This window comes from Pseudomonas sp. NFX5 (assembly GCF_049132125.1).
Classification (GTDB): domain Bacteria; phylum Pseudomonadota; class Gammaproteobacteria; order Pseudomonadales; family Pseudomonadaceae; genus Aquipseudomonas; species Aquipseudomonas marginalis.
The window spans coordinates 214,381-229,480 of the sequence record NZ_JAFMZG010000032.1 but is presented as its reverse complement, the minus strand read 5'-3'; the positions used below and the strand labels follow the sequence as shown (position 1 = coordinate 229,480).

Here is a 15,100-nt window from a genome sequence, read left to right as displayed (position 1 = left end):
TTTCCGTTACACGTAGTTGGTCTGCAAATATCCGGCGCGCTGACTCGCTTGCTGGAGAGGCTTTTTGTTCTGGTAAAGAGTGGTGGTAAGGCTGCTGTTGTCACCTGTAAGGATCGCCCCATTGCGGTAGGGAGCAAACGGCCAGTTGCTGTCGACGATGGGCTTTGTTGTGACTCTCAAGCCGTAGAACTCGCTCACGTCCGTCGTCACGAACTGTGTTAGATCCATGACCCCGCGCAAGCGATAATTTAGATTCTGAACCTCGGTGCTGAAAGCAAACGCGAGCGGGTACGTTTTGAAGGCTGAGATCCAGAGAGGATCGTGCTGTGTGCCAAATTCAGCGTGATAGAGGTCGTTAAACATCCCCTGACGACTGAAAGGATAGAGCCACATGTGGAAACGAAGCGTCGGATGAAGCGCAGCGCTCTCATTCAGGACAAACCTGCGGAGATGACGAGTCAGCTTGTTTCTGGCCTGGGGCTTGTCGTCTAGGGCAACCAAGTGTCCTGCAACCGCACGCGCCACCTTTTTGAGGTTCACGCCAACGACTTGAATCGGCTCGATCACCGGGAACCGGCCTCGCTCCAAAGCCGTCGACGCGGATTTGTAGAGCGCGATCAGGGAAGGATCAAGGTAGGTCCCCAAAATACGGTTGTTGCAGTCAGCGCAAAGCGTGGCTTTTTTGACCCCATTCTGCGCGAGGAAAGTACCTCTGCGCCAACGACAGTTTGGATCGATCTTATGTAGAATTTTAGTGACGCGCCGCTGACCTGGCGTAACGAGCCCCTGTGGAAAAAGATGATCCTCAGTCATTGGAGCACGTTTAAGGCAAAGATTGCATCGTCTGCTGTCCATGGTCGATTTTTCCTTCCTGACGAAGCAGCTCGTTGGAATGAAGCATTCAGAACACCCAGCGATCCCGTGACATAGGGAGCTCTCAAGGTATGGCCACGCCGCGAGAATTGGATTTCGAGCTATGAGGCCATCAGTTGGGCGTAGATATCCGATTTCCACCATGGACCATCCTTCACCCGCGCCGCTTTGCCTTCGCCAATTTGCTGAGCAATGCTACCCAGCTCATCAGCATCTTCCGGGCGCCAACCGTGCGATATCGCAGATTGCGATACTTCACTTTTAACCAGCACCTCGCCGTTCTTGTGCAGAATGCTGAAAAGCTCTCGGGCTTTGTTCATGTCGTTCGGGTGGAGCAGCCCCGTTGATACATTGACCGCTCTGCTCAGCATCTTGATTGCTTTCTCGACTGTGGTTGTCATGCAGTTTCCTTCCTGTTCCTAGGTGTGATCAATACGCCCGACTATTGACTCAACTGGACGCGAAGCTCGCATCCTGGTACTGCGAAAGCCCGCGCAATGGCGGACTGGATGGGCAGGAATATTTCCATATTAATGCTGGCTAGCGGATAGAGTTACCGATATCACTATGCCAGTGCAAGCTCGAAAGCGCGGCGGATAACCTCGATGTCAACAGTTAGATACGGCTTGCTGTGGTCGAGACAGGCATGCCCGAGAATGATCTGAACTGTCTCAACGTCGCCGGTTGCGGCCAGGACTTTTGCAGCAAGCGAGCGTCTGCCACTGTGGGATGATCCCAGCTTGATACCGGCCTGTCGGTAGAGCCTGCTGATGGTCTGTTGGAGCGAATCGCACGCCCGGTAAACCTCTGGCCCACGGTCCAGCTCCCGATGCTTGAAGGCCAGCTCAAAAGCCTGGCCCTTGTGTGTCGTGACCAGCTTCGATGCAGGCCGCAACCCTCGATACTCATCAGTACCGGAAAGCCCCCAGCGGCGCCGAGATCGCACCGCTATCCAGTCATCCAGGGCGGCAAGGCATCGGGCATGAGTCAGGTACACGTTTCGCGGGCGGCAGCCCTTCGTGATATCGGCACGCAGGTAGACTTCGGGCTTAATGGTGCCACTCGGGTACAGCACGTCTGCGACCTCCAGCAAGGCCAGCTCGGTCACGCGGATGCCGGTTGTATGAGTAAGCCAAAGTAAAAGCACGTCCCGCTCAGGCATTCGGCCCGTGACGGATGCAACGCGAATCAGGTGGCGAATTTGTCCAGGGCGAAGGGATGTAGCGCGGCGGATTGCGGTGACCATGGGTACTCTCTGTCAGGATTGGCGGTGATTTGTGATTGATCCTGAGAGAGTCGGGCCAGAGCCTCCTGAAAAGCATACCAGCAGGTCCGACAAGGTGTTCACGGAAAATGGGGGGGTGACGATATCGTCATCAACGAAGCTCATCAAGAGTGGAATTTCCCTAGAGCCTCAACCACTCTCTCCACCCAAGATCGAAGGACCACATTAGCTGTAACGTAAACATCCCCAGTCCTTTCCCAGAAAAAGCGATTCATTAGACCTCAGGTTTCTTACGGAATAATTCGACCTTTGACTTGATTCTGCTCCCAGCTCCATATGGGACAGCATCATGCCGACTACCGTCTTTCGCTGCTTACTACTCTCGCTGGCTATCGTTCACGGCAGCAGCTATGCCGCCTCGGCTCATGAACAGAGTCAACTCAGTCTGGTCCTGCAGCAACTCGATGCTATCGAACGCCTTGCAACACGAGCCGAGACAGTCAGCCCATCTGAATCTGTCGAGCGCTATCGCTTTGACTACCCCCGCCTGTCTAAGGACATCCAACGTATTCGCCAGGGCGTGCAGGATTATATGTCCCCCTCCCGCGCTCAGCCCCGTGATCCCGCCGAACTGGTCGGTGATTACCGTCTAGACACACTGCCCGCGAAGCCGTTGCCATGAGCATGACCGACGCGCAGACCGCTGCCTTTCAAAACGCCTCCGGCTTCTCACCGCAGAGCAGTTCGACGCTCTGGCTGTCCCTGGTTCTCGTCCTGGTTTTGCTGTGGTGTGCCTGGGTGATGTGGACGGCTTACCGGGGCTGGGCGACAGGCAGTGTGCGCTTCGGCGCGTTTGGCGGCAGCGCCGCGCGCGTGCTGCTCACCTTGCTGGTTCTGATGTTCTTCACCTTGTCCTAACCCCGGAGATCGCCGTCATGCTCAAGTGCCTTGCCCCCCTGAAAAACAACCTGCGTGATCGTGCCAGTCAGCGCCTGATCGGTCTGTTGCTGGTGCTCGGTCCAAGCCTAGCTTTCGCCGAGCTCCCCACCATGGAGGCACCTTCACGTGGTGAAGGGTCTGGCTTGATCGAGACGATCAAAAACTACGCCTACGACGGCGGCATTCTGCTCGGCCTGCTGATCGCCCTGCTCGCGTTTCTCGGCGTGGCTTGGCATTCCCTAACTGTCTACGCCGACGTGCAGAACCAGCGTAAGACCTGGAAAGACCTCGGCGCCGTAGTCGGCATCGGAGCCCTGCTGGTGGTGATCATCATCTGGTTCCTCACCAAGGCTGCTGCGATTCTGTGAGGTTGCCATGAACGACACTATCGAGCGCCTTGCCGACGGCACCTTGGTTTTTCTGCCGGAGCGACTCAATCGCGATCCTGCCGTACTGCGCGGTTTGACCAATGATGAGATGTGGGTAGCGCTCGGCACCGGCGCCCTCATTGGTCTTCTGCTGGGCGTTCCTATCGCGATCGCCACCGCCTCCATTGCCGTGGCGCCGACCAGCATGATCGCCAGCATGGCGGTGGTGTTATTTGCCGGTGGCACACTACTGCGTCGGGCCAAACGGGCTCGCCCCGAGACCTGGTTGTACCGCAAGCTCGAATGGATACTCGCCAGCCGTTGGCGCCTGGGTCGAGGGACTTTGATCCTGCACTCCGGCGCCTGGACGGTTCGCCGTTCGTGTCGACTGCGCCCTGCCCTGTCCCGGTGGCAACCATGAGTCGCTTTCGGAACAAGGTGGACGCGCAACAGGCCCATATCTTCAGCCTGCGTCTGGCAGTAATGGTCCTCGCCCTGCTCTGTGCCGGACTCTGGTACGGCTGGCGCTCGGCACCGACCGATCTGACCGTGCATGTCCCCCCGGATCTGCGCTCGGGCAGCACTCGCAAGTGGTGGGATATCCCCTCGGAGAATGTCTATGCCTTTGCCCTGTACATCTTTGGTCAGCTCAACCGCTGGCCCTCAGATGGCGAGCAGGACTATCGCCGCGCCATCTATGGCTTGCAGTCCTACCTGACACCCTCCTGCAAGGCCTTCCTCGATGGCGACTACGAGTACCGCAAGGCCGCTGGCGAACTGCGCCAGCGGGTGCGTGGCGTCTACGAAATTCTGGGCCGAGGCTACAGCGAGGATCCGGAACTCAGGGTCAAGCAACTCGACCGCGACAGCTGGTTGGTCAGGCTCGACCTCAATGCCGATGAGTATTACGCCGCGGAACCGGTGAAACGGGTGGTGGTGCGTTATCCATTACGCGTAGTGCGTTTCGACCTGGATCCCGAGCGCAATAAGTGGGGGCTGGCACTGGATTGTTATCAGGGCACTCCGCAAAAAATCTCCCTGCCTGGAGGTGAACCATGAAGCGGACTTCTACCCTGGGACTCACCGTCGCACTGATGCTATGGGGAGCTGCAGTGCAGGCCGTCGAGTTAATGCACTGGGAACGCCTCCCCCTCGCGGTCCCGCTGGTGATCAATCAGGAGAGGGTAGTCTTTGTCGATGAGGCTGTTCGAGTCGGTGTGCCCTCATCCCTGATGGGTAAGCTGCGCGTACAATCAACCGGCGGCACGCTGTACCTGCGCGCGTCGGAAGCCATTGCACCGACTCGACTGCAACTGCAATCGGTCGCGACGGGCGAGATCATCCTGCTGGATATCGCGGCCACGCCTGGTGATCTACCGCTGGAGCCCGTGCGTATTCTCAAGAATGCTCCGGTGCAGGCTACCGAGACGGAATCTAGCACCGTCCCTGTTCCAGAACGTACGCCGGTCCCGGTCGCCTTGACGCGCTACGCCGCGCAAAGCCTGTACGCGCCGCTGCGCACTGTAGAATCCCTGCCCGGCGTCCGCCGCGTATCGCTCAAGCTGCGCACCGAACTGCCGAGTCTGCTGCCGACTGAACACGTGTCCAGCACACCCATCACCGCCTGGCGACTCGGTGATTACTGGGTGACGGCGGTGAAGTTGCGCAATCGTGGTTCAGAGACGGTGCAACTCGACCCGCGTCGGCTTCAGGCCAAGCTGTTCGCCGCGGCCTTCCAGCATGCTTTCCTCGGGCCTGTCGGCAGTGCTGAAGACACCACGATTGCCTACCTCGTCACCCGCGGTGCTGGCCTCGAGCAAGCCGTGCTGCTCCCGCCCGTTGCGCGAGGTGCTGACGATGAAAGCTAACGCCTTGCTCAAATGGCTGGTACCGGCTGCGCTGCTGGCCGTGGTGTTGATCATCCTGAAAACCTGGGTCGCGGGGAGTAACACTCCCTCTCCAGAACACCCGGTTGATCAGGGCAGCCTTCAGTTATCCGCCGAGCAAGCCCAGTCGCTCGGCATTGCTGGCGACACTCCACGCGACACGGTCGCCACCCTGGTCGGTCAGGTGAAGGCGATGCGCAGCGACATGCTCGGCTTGAAGAAACACAACGATTCGCTGCAGACGGAGAACAATCGCCTGCGCGAGCGGGAAAACAGTGTCGATTCGCGCATCCAGACGGTGCTTGGCAGCGTGACCCAGCAGGTCGACGAAGGCCGCCGACAAGCCAACGAGGCCCGACTCAAAGCAGAACAAGACAGTCGCCAGGCCCGTGGTCTGCTGACGCAATTGCAGGACCAGTTGTCGGGGCTGACCGGCAAAGGCAAGGACATGCCGATCGGATTGGGGCTTGAGCCGGGCGACGGGACCCAGTTCGAAGGGCAGCATTCCGCCAATGATGCGCTGCAGTGGATTGAGCCCTCGGATGCTCCACCCACCGACACCCGAGGCAAAACCAAGACCGCCTCCGCCCTGAGTCTGCCTACCGCCTTCAACTCACTGGAGGGCTTGAACGATAACGCGATTGATCGCAGCCAGAAACAACTGCGAGCCGTCACCCAGGGTGAGCGCGACCTGACGCGATCCGTTGATCGTACCGAAGGCGCGAAGCCGGTCTACACGATTCCCGAAAACGCCACACTGATGGGCTCGGTCGCGATGACCGCGCTGATCGGTCGAGTCCCGGTGGACGGCACCGTGAATGATCCCTACCCCTTCAAGGTGCTGGTCGGCCCGGAGAACCTGACGGCCAACGGCATCGACCTGCCGGACGTCGCGGGTGCCGTGATGAGCGGCACGGCGTCCGGTGACTGGACCCTGTCTTGCGTGCGCGGACAGGTCGAGTCGATCACCTTTGTGTTTACCGATGGCACCATCCGCACGGTGCCTCAGCCGAAGGCGGTGGCCAGCCGCAATGCTTCCACCACCCAGAGCTCAAACACCGACAAGATCCGTGGCGGACTCGGTTACCTGTCCGATCCGTATGGCATTCCTTGCATTGCCGGCGAGCGCCGCTCGAACGCCCAGCAGTACCTCGGCAGCCAGAGCCTGATCACTGCGGCCGGCGCGGGTGTCGCCGCCTTACTTGGGGATGAGCAGAACAACAGCAGCGTGATCAGTTCGGGCGGCAGTACGCTCGGGGTCACCAGCAGCAGTGGCAATAGCGCACTGAACTCAATTCTCAGCGGTGGGGTCAGCGACATCCGCGAGTGGGTCAACAAACTGTATGGCGAAGCTTTTGCCGCCGTATACGTGCCACCGGCCGCCCAAGTTGCACTGCACCTCGACCAAGAAATTACCATCGACTACGAGCCCAAGGGCCGGAGCGTTCGCTATGAAAAAGACCCTGCCTCTCTGCCTGACCTGGATTAGCGTGTTCTGCTGGGTTTTGACGGGCTGTTCCACCGACAAGGACACGCTGCTGCCCCATGGCGAGCAAACCACGCTGGACATCTGGAACGGCGCCGGTTCGCAAGGTACTCAGCAGCAACTGCTGGATGCTCGACAGCAGTTACGCCGCCCGCTGGCTCTGGCAGATGTCTCCGCGGCTCTCCAGGAACCGTACACGCGCACAGCGGCGAACGAGATCCGCAATCTGTTCCCGCGCCTGCCCAATCCCGATCTGGTGCTGTACGTGTATCCGCATTTGAGTGGTACCGAGCAGGCACCGGTTCCTGGTTACTCGACCGTCTTTCCGTTCTACCAACGGGTGCAGTACGCATTACCCGGTGAACGTCAGGAAGACTTGTAGTGCGTACCAGCGATGCGGGCAACCGCACTTCTGCATGGAAAGCCTGGCGCCCCCCATTGCGTCCTCGTGCCACCTTGGCCGATGAAGCTGCACTGTATGCGCACAGCCCCAGCTTCACCGATCATCTACCTTGGGTCGAATACCTCGACACCGAGCAGTGCTTTCTACTGGATGACAATCGCTCGGTGGGTGCGGCGTTCGAGTTGCTGCCCATTGGCACTGAAGGGCGCGAACCCGATTGGTTGATGGCGGCCCGCGATGCCCTTGAGGATGCCCTGCAGGACAGCTTTGACGAGCTGGATCAAGCGCCTTGGGTGGCGCAGTTTTTCTGCCAGGACGACAACGACTTCACCCCCTACCTGACCCGGCTCACCGATTATATTCAGGACAGCGCGCGAGGTACGGTGTTCACCGAAGCGTACCTGGAACTTACTCGCCGACATCTGAAGGCCATCGCCAAGCCCGGCGGTCTGTTCGAGGACAAGGCAGTCACGCGCCTGCCCTGGCGCGGAAACAACCGCCGGGTGCGCCTGGTGGTCTATCGCTGGCTTGAGTCTGACGGCGAGGAGACGAGACTCACCCCGGTGCAATCCCTGCAACAAGCTTGTGAACGTATCGCGGCTTCGTTGCAGGCGTGCGGAGTGCAATCGACGCGAGTCGATGGCCGAGGTTTGTATGCCTGGTTGTTGCCCTGGTTCAATCCTGCGCCCAAGCTCACCGATGAAGCGCCCGAGGAGTTCTACCGCCGCGTGGCCTATCCGGAGTCAGGTGATGGCGAGTCGCTGGAACTGCCCTTCGATCATGACTTTGCCGAACGGCTGTTCTTCAACGAACCGCGTTCGGATGTGCAGCATGGGCTCTGGTTTTTCGACGATCAGCCCCACCGGGTAATGGTGGTGGACAAGCTGCGCCGGGCGCCCTTGATTGGTCAACTCACCGGAGAAACCCGCAAGGGCGACGCGGTGAATGCCCTGTTCGACCAGTTACCCGAAGGTACGGTGATGAGTCTGACCTTGGTGGTCAAACCGCAGGATGTACTTGAGGATCAGTTGAACCGCCTGGCCCGCAAAGCCATCGGTGAAAACCTGGCCTCGACCCAGACCCGTCAGGATGTCGAAGAAGCCCGCTCGATCATCGGCCGCCAGCACAAGCTGTACCGCGGCACGCTGGCGTTCTACGTGCGCGGTCACGATGAGCAGCAATTGCACCAGCGCTCGGTCAGCCTGGCCAACGCGCTGCTGGGTGCGGGGCTGCAACCGGTACGCGAAGGCGATGAAGTCGCCGCCTGCAACAGTTACCTGCGTTGGCTACCGATGGCTTACAACCCGGCCCGCGACACACGCAACTGGTACACGCGGCTGATGTTCGCCCAGCACCTGGCGAACCTGGTTCCGGTGTGGGGTCGCAGCACCGGCACCAGCCACCCGGGCATCACCCTGTTCAACCGCGGCGGTTCGCCACTGAGCTTCGACCCTCTGTCACGGCTGGACCGGGCCATGAACGGCCATCTGCTGTTGTTCGGCCCCACCGGTGCCGGCAAGTCGGCCACCCTAGTCACCCTGCTGATGCAGATCATGGCGGTGTACCGCCCACGCTTATTTATCGTCGAGGCTGGCAACTCATTCGGCTTGCAGGGCGACTACTTCGCGACACAGGGCCTGTCGGTCAATAAGGTCCAATTGAAACCTGGCGCTTCGGTCAGTCTCGCCCCCTTTGCCGATGCCTGGCGCCTGGTCGAGCAGCCGGATCAGGTGGCGAGTCTATCGATCGATGAGCTGGACGATGAGGCGGTAACCAGTCGCGAAGACCAGCGCGATGTTCTCGGCGAACTGGAAATCACCGCCCGGCTGATGATCACCGGCGGTGAGGCCAAGGAAGAAGCCCGACTGAGCCGAGCCGACCGCAGCCTGATCCGCGAGTGCATCCTGGATGCGGCACAGACCTGTGTCGCGGCGGGTCGCCAGGTACTGACCCGCGACGTGCGCGACGCTTTATTATGCGTCGCCGCTGACCCGCACTTACCGGAGAAACGTCGTGAACGTGCCCAGGAAATGGGCGAGTCCATCGACCTGTTTTGCCAGGGTTTCGAGGGTGAACTGTTCGATCGCGAGGGCACGCCTTGGCCCGAGAGCGATGTGACCATTGTCGACCTGGCCACTTACGCTCGCGAAGGCTACGAGGCACAGATGTCCATCAGCTACATCAGCCTGATGAACACCGTGAACAACCTTGCCGAGCGCGACCAGTACCTAGGTCGACCGATCATCATGGTCACCGACGAGGGCCATATCATCACCAAGAACCCGCTGCTGGCGCCATTCGTGGTCAAGGGGACCAAGATGTGGCGCAAGCTCGGCGCTTGGTTCTGGCTCGCCACGCAAAACCTTGCCGATTTTCCCACGGCTGCGCAGACCATGCTCAACATGATCGAATGGTGGATTTGTTTGAACATGCCACCGGCCGAAATCGAAGAGATTGCTCGTTTCAAGAAACTCACGCCGGCGCAGAAAGCCTTGTTGCTCTCCGCCAGCAAGGAACCAGGTAAATACACCGAAGGAGTCGTGCTGTCGAAGAAGCTCGAGACGCTGTTTCGAGCCGTTCCGCCCAGTCTTTACCTCGCCCTGGCCATGACGGAGCCCGAGGAAAAAGCCGAGCGCTGGACACTGATGCAGGAAAACGGCTGCTCGGAGTTGGAGGCGGCTTACCGGGTAGCTGAACGGATCGATAGAGCGCGAGGAATAGAATCAACATAGGAATAGCTATTCAGATATTGCTCTTCCAGAGAGTGAACTCTGCGATTGCATCGCAACTGACCAGACGTTTGCACGACAACTGAACAGTTGATTGCATTCGTATTCCACACTTAGCCGGGCGGTCTGTTGCTGGCCATCGCCCGCGCGGGGCCACTTCAAATATTTTTATATCCGCCAAATGCAACACCACTTTCTATTATTAATGATGCGACCCTAGTTGTGACCTTGCTTTAGCAGCCTTCTTCACTTCTGATTCCAAGCTGTTTATCAGATAACTCAAATCATGCTTCGAAATACGCTTCGGTCTGGCCACACGTACTGGGTCATTTATTCGCACCTTTGTTTCATCCGAAAGCGCGCGATCTAGACGAGTGGAAAATTCCATCTCATCGTCGAATATAGCTTCTACTTTTCGAGCCTCATCATGAATCAAAAGCGCCCTCAGAGGACAGCTCTTAATGGCTTTTAACAAACCATCATCAAGCGTAGTTACAACAGGAATCATGAATTGATTACCCTTCTTTTCTGTCATAAGCGTTTCGCAATGTCGAAACATATAAAGGTCCCACGCAAGCGCGGAAATCCTATTATTCGAATCCCCGTTCGGGTTCCGCAACGCTGGCTCGTCAAAGATAGGCATTCTATTCTGCTTATCAGCGAATCCGCTCAGGGCCTTCCATCCGAAGTAAAGTTCCTTTAGGGGCATGACGTCAAAATTATCAAGACAAAAATTCACCAAGCAGCGAATACCATCATCTACGCTTTTGCCATTCCAGCACTCCAGCATCGCGCGTAAAATTATGGACTGCATCATATCTCGCCGTTGGATACAGGCCCATGCCTCCCGATTGGTCAAGAATGCATCCCACATTTCCTCAGCTGCGGGTATGTAGTCCTGAATCTGTTCGGCATGCCCGTTCAGCACCCTCTCCCTAACTTCGGGGATATGCATCATGGCATCAAACATCTTTGCTGCCGCAACTTTCTGGTACGGCCAAGGGTTATTAGGTTTTACAACTTCACGTAGGTTTTCCAGTGCCGCAAACGTCCAATCAAAACCACGCCCGCCTTGATCTTCAATGAACTGCAAGGTCGCCCGCACCTTTTCGCGGTGCCTCGAATCCTCATGACGAAAAAAACCAGGTAACTCAGTAAGAAAGTTTGTATCGAGTAGTGAGAAAAAGGGAAACTCCAAAGGCGCACTACCGCTCCTCATCTGCCTCTCGATAGCATCGGAAAATGCAAAAATTCCCTTTCCAGCAAATAGAGGAACCACGGGCACGTTTGGATTATCTGACCGGCCCAAAGCTTGCAATGGAACCCCTCCCTCATCACTCGCGAACAACACACGAATGCCCGAGAACGCTTCACGATCAGAAGCGACGATGTCTGCGAGGGAATCACCTGGTGAGCGACGTAGAATGGCAGTCTTTACGCGTAGCATCTTTTTCATTTCGTGATGCAGATCGAGTTTGTTTACCATCGTGATGTGCCCTCTTGAAGATATGCTGGTGCGGTTGCCGACGCGGAAAATGAGAGAGATCGGTGGGTTGCTGCCACATATCTAGACTCCTTGCGCAACCTGATGCCCGCTCGCTTTCGTCGAGGGCAGCGCGAGTCGCAGAGCAAACATCGGGACAAAAACGCCGCACCTAAAAACCAAAAGTGATTTAGGACCGAAACCTGCTGGCCTGTGCCAATGCGATGGGCCAGGCTAAATGCAAACGGGTGGTCAAGTCGATACAGGTATCCGTGTACCGCGCTGAAGCCGCTGCTGAATCCTCAACAAGAATCCGGCTTCAAAAGCATCTTGGCAGTCACCGACAGGAAAGGTCTTGCGGGTTTGCGCCAGCGTCCACCACAGTGGAGTCTCCCCGGGCGTATCAAGCCAAGCCTGAGCACATTGCACGCCACGTTCGATCATCGAGGCAAACTCGCTGCCCCAAGGCGTCAGAAGACTAGAGCATCCATCCGCCGCCGGAATTGAAATGTAGTTTTCGTCCATATACACCCTAGATGTCTGAATTATTGTTAGATGTGGAATCCAACCTCGGAAAGCTTAACGACACCAAATGAACGCTCGATAACAGGCATGAACATCAAATGGCCTAGTTGGATGCTAATGTAGACTATATCCCGTGGATTGAGAGTCCCTCAAGGCGCAGTTTGCGCGCATGACTCAAAACTACGAACAGCTTCGTCTGCATCTGTCGGAAAACATCCGCTTGATGAGACGCGTGAAAAATCTGACCCAAGAGCAACTGGCGCTCATGGCCGAGGTGGATCGCACCTACGTCAGTCAAATCGAACGATGCACGGGCAATCCATCGCTGTTGGTCCTGTGCAAACTCGCCAATATTCTCGAAATCACCACAGATCAACTGCTTGCAGAACCCTACACCCTGCGCAGCGCCCTTCACGTCAAATAATAGTCTCACAGCTCACAAATCCGATAGATCCGCCTTCATAATTTCCACTGACAGTCTTCCGCCCGAAACCGAACCTGACCTGGCCATTTACCTTATTGAGCCTGGTTCATGCTTGCTGCCTGCTCGTCAATCACGCCCACAAAGCTACGGCCCTTGGCGCTGAGCATCCTGCTGGCGTGCGGCCCAAGCATGGCGCTGGATACCGGCAGAATCACCGCCTCTGTGCTTTCGCCAAATTGCCTCGCATACAAGGTCGTCGGTATTTGTTTCTGGCTCCTCTGCACGCCCTTCGGCTGCACAGTCAAAACCTCAACCAAGGTTCGTCATTTCATTCCTGAACTCGTGGTCTCGAGCTACGCCACCACCGGCAATAACCCCTGGACCGAAATGACCACCCTCTCTTCCCCCATCAGCGGCGCGGAGGGCGGCGGCAACCTGATCACGCCGAACACCCACCGCGACAACCTGCCCCGCTTCAAGAACGTCGATGGTATCGGCCACCCCGGTGGCTGGGCCGCAACGCAACTGGCGTCGCAGTCCGGCTACGCCTGCACCAGCGGCGCTACTGCGTTCATGCCCTACTACCTGAGCACCCTGGACTCACTGGCCTGGCGCCAGGGCATACCGGAAAGTTTTTACCCCGAGTCGCTCGTGCCGGGGATCCGTGAAGTCGGTGGTCAGGCCTCGGGAAACATGTGGGGCAACGTCTATCCCCGGCAGGGCTTTATCGTACAACCCGACGACTTCAAGGCGGCCGCAGTCATGGCGCAACGGGCTGGCGATGTGATTACCCGCAACGGGCAGCCGCATGTGTACTTACCCCTCACGCCCGCCAAACGCGACGGCTACTGGCCGCCTGGCCCGATCATTGAAAACGACGCTTCGACCCACAAATGGCAATTGCTCTACCCCCAGGTGCAGCCCACATGCGCCATCTTCCCCAGCGATCCGGTACAGAGCGCGGATGGCGGCTACGCCTGGTCGCTGTGGCGTCCCTATAGCTGCTGCAAACGTGAGGGGCAGACCTTCCTGTTCAGCATCGACTTCGAAGGCGGTGCTTCATGAGCCGGCTTCACGCGCGACCCTGGTTGGGCACGATGAGTCTGTTGCTCTATGGACTACTCGCCATGGCCACGTATGCCGACGCCGCCGAAGGCGATTACCGCCTGGGTACTCAGGGCGAAGTACTCGACGACCGAGTGATGTACACCGTCGGCGGCGGCTCGGCAGTCGGCTCACCGAGTTCGCTCTACCGACCCAGTGGTATCGGTGTCGGCGGGTCATGGCGAGCGAACATGATGTGCGGAAACATGAGCCTCACCAACACCCTGCAAAACCAACTGAATGGCGCCACCGAAGGTTTCCAGCAGATCATGGGCAGCATCGTGCAGAACGCGACCCAAGCGGTGATGTCGCTGCCGGCGTTGATCATCCAGCGCGCCAACCCCGGTCTCTATGAGTTGCTCAGTAACGGGGTGATGCAGGGGCGCATCGACTTCGACCGCTCCAAGCTGACCTGCCAGGCCATGGCCGAAAAGATGGCGGACAAGGTCGGTCAAGCCGGTTGGGGCGCGCTGGCCAAGAACCAAGAAATGCAAGGCAATCTGGAGCAAACCGGCGGTGATGCGGTGGCTGCGGTGAAAAACACCGAGGCCCGAAACGGCAACAATGGGGTGTCCTGGGTCGGCGGCTCAAAGGCCGGAGGGAACGGACAGACGCCCATTCACGTGACTGCCGACGTGGTGCGCGCGGGCTATAACCTGCTGCATAACCGGTCGGTGGATGACAGCACCTCGATCAGTAGCAGCGACTGCTTAGGCGGGGCTATTTGCCAGACCTGGGCTTCGCCCCAAGAGGAATCCGAATGGGCTGTTCGGGTGTTGGGCGAGACCGAAGTCTCGACCTGCGACACCTGCGAAACCCTGCGTGCTACCGCTGGCAGCGGATTGACGCCGCTGATCCAGGAGGCCTACAGCGAACGTCTCAAGACCCTGCAAGGGCTGCTGTCCGGCTCTCTGCCGCCTACCCCTGACAATCTGACTAAAGCCTCGAGCCCAATGCTGCCGGTGACCCGTGGTGTGATTGAAGCCCTGCGCGACGATCCCGACCAGGATCTGTTGGCACGGCGCCTGGCCAGTGAGACGGCCTTGTCCAGCGTACTCGACAAGGCACTGCTGCTACTGCGCACCCTGCTGGCGGGCAGTCACGAACCGAACATTGCCTCCGCCGAACCGGCCCAGATCGCCTTGACGAAAAACATCGACGCCTTGGAGCGCGAAATTCGCCTGCTGCAGACCGAGCTGCAGGTCAGGCAGATGCTGACGACCAATACCGCCAGCCTGGTGCTCGACCGGCATGCCGGTGGCGCTGATGCTTCGCGCACCGTCGAGCAAGGCGACCCCGAGCCCGGTCGACTTAATGACGCTGACGCCAGGCGCAAGTGAGCCATGAAACGCTCACCGCTATTCACTCTGCTTTCAGGTCTAGGGATTGCCGCGGTGATGATCCTCACCGCCGCACTGGTCGCCTGGATCGGCCGCACTGCGCTGGGTAGTTTCGAGGTCTGGCAGCAGGCATTCGAATCTGTACGGCCCTATCTGCTGTGGTGGCGTGCCCTGCTCTACGGGGCCCTCTTTGCGCTCTGGCGGGATCTGCTTCGACGCTACCGACATCGACCACAGGATCGACTGCGCGTGAAACGCATCGGGACATTAGGGCTCGTGCTCTTTATCTGCGTCGAACTCACCCGACTGTGAGGT

At 58.4% G+C, this 15,100-nt stretch carries 19 protein-coding genes; 13 read left to right on the top strand and 6 right to left on the bottom strand.

Annotated features, from left to right (window positions below):
• Positions 1 to 6 precede the first annotated feature (6 nt).
• From J1N02_RS23635 to J1N02_RS23625, 3 genes are all read right to left on the bottom strand, one after another.
• A complete protein-coding gene (locus J1N02_RS23635) occupies positions 7 to 855 on the bottom strand; it encodes a hypothetical protein (protein WP_421147822.1) in 849 nt (282 codons plus the stop codon).
• Between the two features lie 119 nt (positions 856 to 974).
• Positions 975 to 1,274 (bottom strand): DUF1889 family protein, encoded by a 300-nt coding sequence (locus J1N02_RS23630; RefSeq protein ID WP_421147821.1) that lies wholly within the window; start codon positions 1,272 to 1,274, stop codon positions 975 to 977.
• A 164-nt stretch (positions 1,275 to 1,438) separates the two neighbouring features.
• Positions 1,439 to 2,119: a tyrosine-type recombinase/integrase gene (locus J1N02_RS23625; RefSeq protein ID WP_421147820.1), complete on the bottom strand. Its 681-nt coding sequence runs from the start codon at positions 2,117 to 2,119 to the stop codon at positions 1,439 to 1,441.
• Between the two features lie 328 nt (positions 2,120 to 2,447).
• On the opposite strand from J1N02_RS23625, the gene J1N02_RS23620 reads away from it, so the two are divergent.
• The 9 genes from J1N02_RS23620 to J1N02_RS23580 are packed head-to-tail and all read left to right on the top strand — an operon-like array spanning position 2,448 to position 9,912.
• The gene (locus J1N02_RS23620; RefSeq protein WP_421147819.1) at positions 2,448 to 2,780 is read left to right on the top strand and encodes an RAQPRD family integrative conjugative element protein; all 333 of its coding nucleotides are present in this window, start codon (positions 2,448 to 2,450) and stop codon (positions 2,778 to 2,780) included.
• Positions 2,777 to 3,016, top strand: a complete 240-nt coding sequence (locus J1N02_RS23615; RefSeq protein ID WP_102879520.1) for a TIGR03758 family integrating conjugative element protein — start codon at positions 2,777 to 2,779, stop codon at positions 3,014 to 3,016. Before J1N02_RS23620 ends, J1N02_RS23615 begins: the two co-directional genes overlap by 4 nt.
• A 17-nt stretch (positions 3,017 to 3,033) precedes the next feature.
• On the top strand, positions 3,034 to 3,405 hold the full coding sequence (locus J1N02_RS23610; RefSeq protein ID WP_060738069.1) for a TIGR03745 family integrating conjugative element membrane protein: 372 nt from the start codon (positions 3,034 to 3,036) through the stop codon (positions 3,403 to 3,405).
• A 7-nt stretch (positions 3,406 to 3,412) separates the two neighbouring features.
• Positions 3,413 to 3,826: a TIGR03750 family conjugal transfer protein gene (locus tag J1N02_RS23605; protein ID WP_421147818.1), complete on the top strand. Its 414-nt coding sequence runs from the start codon at positions 3,413 to 3,415 to the stop codon at positions 3,824 to 3,826.
• Complete coding sequence (locus tag J1N02_RS23600; RefSeq protein ID WP_421147817.1) at positions 3,823 to 4,464, top strand: PFL_4703 family integrating conjugative element protein; 642 nt, start codon at positions 3,823 to 3,825, stop codon at positions 4,462 to 4,464. The genes J1N02_RS23605 and J1N02_RS23600 overlap by 4 nt, the downstream gene beginning before the upstream one ends.
• On the top strand, positions 4,461 to 5,273 hold the full coding sequence (locus J1N02_RS23595; RefSeq protein ID WP_421147816.1) for a TIGR03749 family integrating conjugative element protein: 813 nt from the start codon (positions 4,461 to 4,463) through the stop codon (positions 5,271 to 5,273). The genes J1N02_RS23600 and J1N02_RS23595 overlap by 4 nt, the downstream gene beginning before the upstream one ends.
• Positions 5,263 to 6,780, top strand: a complete 1,518-nt coding sequence (locus tag J1N02_RS23590) for a TIGR03752 family integrating conjugative element protein (protein WP_421147815.1) — start codon at positions 5,263 to 5,265, stop codon at positions 6,778 to 6,780. The genes J1N02_RS23595 and J1N02_RS23590 overlap by 11 nt, the downstream gene beginning before the upstream one ends.
• Entirely contained in the window at positions 6,743 to 7,159 is a 417-nt protein-coding gene (locus J1N02_RS23585; protein WP_421147814.1) for a TIGR03751 family conjugal transfer lipoprotein, read from the top strand. Before J1N02_RS23590 ends, J1N02_RS23585 begins: the two co-directional genes overlap by 38 nt.
• Positions 7,159 to 9,912, top strand: a complete 2,754-nt coding sequence (locus tag J1N02_RS23580; protein ID WP_421147813.1) for a conjugative transfer ATPase — start codon at positions 7,159 to 7,161, stop codon at positions 9,910 to 9,912. The genes J1N02_RS23585 and J1N02_RS23580 overlap by 1 nt, the downstream gene beginning before the upstream one ends.
• Positions 9,913 to 10,111: 199 nt before the next feature.
• Here the strand turns inward: J1N02_RS23580 and J1N02_RS23575 are convergent, their stop codons facing one another.
• Both J1N02_RS23575 and J1N02_RS23570 read right to left on the bottom strand, forming a co-directional pair.
• Positions 10,112 to 11,395 carry a hypothetical protein gene (locus tag J1N02_RS23575; RefSeq protein WP_421147812.1) on the bottom strand — a complete coding sequence of 428 codons (1,284 nt, stop codon included), beginning with the start codon at positions 11,393 to 11,395 and terminating at the stop codon, positions 10,112 to 10,114.
• Between the two features lie 249 nt (positions 11,396 to 11,644).
• Positions 11,645 to 11,917, bottom strand: coding sequence for a LasR-specific antiactivator QslA (locus J1N02_RS23570; RefSeq protein ID WP_421147811.1), 273 nt, complete (start codon positions 11,915 to 11,917; stop codon positions 11,645 to 11,647).
• Between the two features lie 169 nt (positions 11,918 to 12,086).
• On the opposite strand from J1N02_RS23570, the gene J1N02_RS23565 reads away from it, so the two are divergent.
• Positions 12,087 to 12,341, top strand: a complete 255-nt coding sequence (locus J1N02_RS23565; RefSeq protein WP_226439326.1) for a helix-turn-helix domain-containing protein — start codon at positions 12,087 to 12,089, stop codon at positions 12,339 to 12,341.
• A gap of 92 nt (positions 12,342 to 12,433) precedes the next feature.
• Here J1N02_RS23565 and J1N02_RS23560 read toward each other — a convergent pair whose 3' ends face one another.
• Positions 12,434 to 12,658, bottom strand: a complete 225-nt coding sequence (locus J1N02_RS23560; protein ID WP_421147910.1) for a hypothetical protein — start codon at positions 12,656 to 12,658, stop codon at positions 12,434 to 12,436.
• Between J1N02_RS23560 and J1N02_RS23555 the strand changes: the two genes are divergently transcribed.
• Genes J1N02_RS23555 through J1N02_RS23545 form a run of 3 tightly spaced genes read left to right on the top strand, consistent with a single transcriptional unit; the run spans position 12,564 to position 15,097 of the window.
• Positions 12,564 to 13,406, top strand: coding sequence for a TIGR03756 family integrating conjugative element protein (locus J1N02_RS23555; protein ID WP_421147904.1), 843 nt, complete (start codon positions 12,564 to 12,566; stop codon positions 13,404 to 13,406). The genes J1N02_RS23560 and J1N02_RS23555 overlap by 95 nt on opposite strands.
• On the top strand, positions 13,403 to 14,785 hold the full coding sequence (locus tag J1N02_RS23550) for an integrating conjugative element protein (RefSeq protein WP_421147810.1): 1,383 nt from the start codon (positions 13,403 to 13,405) through the stop codon (positions 14,783 to 14,785). The genes J1N02_RS23555 and J1N02_RS23550 overlap by 4 nt, the downstream gene beginning before the upstream one ends.
• Positions 14,786 to 14,788: 3 nt before the next feature.
• A complete protein-coding gene (locus J1N02_RS23545) occupies positions 14,789 to 15,097 on the top strand; it encodes a hypothetical protein (protein WP_421147809.1) in 309 nt (102 codons plus the stop codon).
• Positions 15,098 to 15,100: the final 3 nt, after the last annotated feature.

Bases quoted from the DNA above. Each gene is read 5' to 3' on its own strand.
- J1N02_RS23595 (WP_421147816.1), top strand. From the start codon at position 4,461: ATGAAGCGGACTTCTACCCTGGGACTCACCGTCGCACTGATGCTATGG.
- J1N02_RS23550 (WP_421147810.1), top strand. From the start codon at position 13,403: ATGAGCCGGCTTCACGCGCGACCCTGGTTGGGCACGATGAGTCTGTTG.
- J1N02_RS23610 (WP_060738069.1), top strand. From the start codon at position 3,034: ATGCTCAAGTGCCTTGCCCCCCTGAAAAACAACCTGCGTGATCGTGCC.
- J1N02_RS23630 (WP_421147821.1), bottom strand. From the start codon at position 1,274: ATGACAACCACAGTCGAGAAAGCAATCAAGATGCTGAGCAGAGCGGTC.
- J1N02_RS23600 (WP_421147817.1), top strand. From the start codon at position 3,823: ATGAGTCGCTTTCGGAACAAGGTGGACGCGCAACAGGCCCATATCTTC.
- J1N02_RS23625 (WP_421147820.1), bottom strand. From the start codon at position 2,119: ATGGTCACCGCAATCCGCCGCGCTACATCCCTTCGCCCTGGACAAATT.
- J1N02_RS23570 (WP_421147811.1), bottom strand. From the start codon at position 11,917: ATGGACGAAAACTACATTTCAATTCCGGCGGCGGATGGATGCTCTAGT.
- J1N02_RS23615 (WP_102879520.1), top strand. From the start codon at position 2,777: ATGAGCATGACCGACGCGCAGACCGCTGCCTTTCAAAACGCCTCCGGC.
- J1N02_RS23565 (WP_226439326.1), top strand. From the start codon at position 12,087: ATGACTCAAAACTACGAACAGCTTCGTCTGCATCTGTCGGAAAACATC.
- J1N02_RS23635 (WP_421147822.1), bottom strand. From the start codon at position 855: ATGGACAGCAGACGATGCAATCTTTGCCTTAAACGTGCTCCAATGACT.
- J1N02_RS23575 (WP_421147812.1), bottom strand. From the start codon at position 11,395: ATGGTAAACAAACTCGATCTGCATCACGAAATGAAAAAGATGCTACGC.
- J1N02_RS23585 (WP_421147814.1), top strand. From the start codon at position 6,743: ATGAAAAAGACCCTGCCTCTCTGCCTGACCTGGATTAGCGTGTTCTGC.
- J1N02_RS23590 (WP_421147815.1), top strand. From the start codon at position 5,263: ATGAAAGCTAACGCCTTGCTCAAATGGCTGGTACCGGCTGCGCTGCTG.
- J1N02_RS23545 (WP_421147809.1), top strand. From the start codon at position 14,789: ATGAAACGCTCACCGCTATTCACTCTGCTTTCAGGTCTAGGGATTGCC.
- J1N02_RS23620 (WP_421147819.1), top strand. From the start codon at position 2,448: ATGCCGACTACCGTCTTTCGCTGCTTACTACTCTCGCTGGCTATCGTT.
- J1N02_RS23605 (WP_421147818.1), top strand. From the start codon at position 3,413: ATGAACGACACTATCGAGCGCCTTGCCGACGGCACCTTGGTTTTTCTG.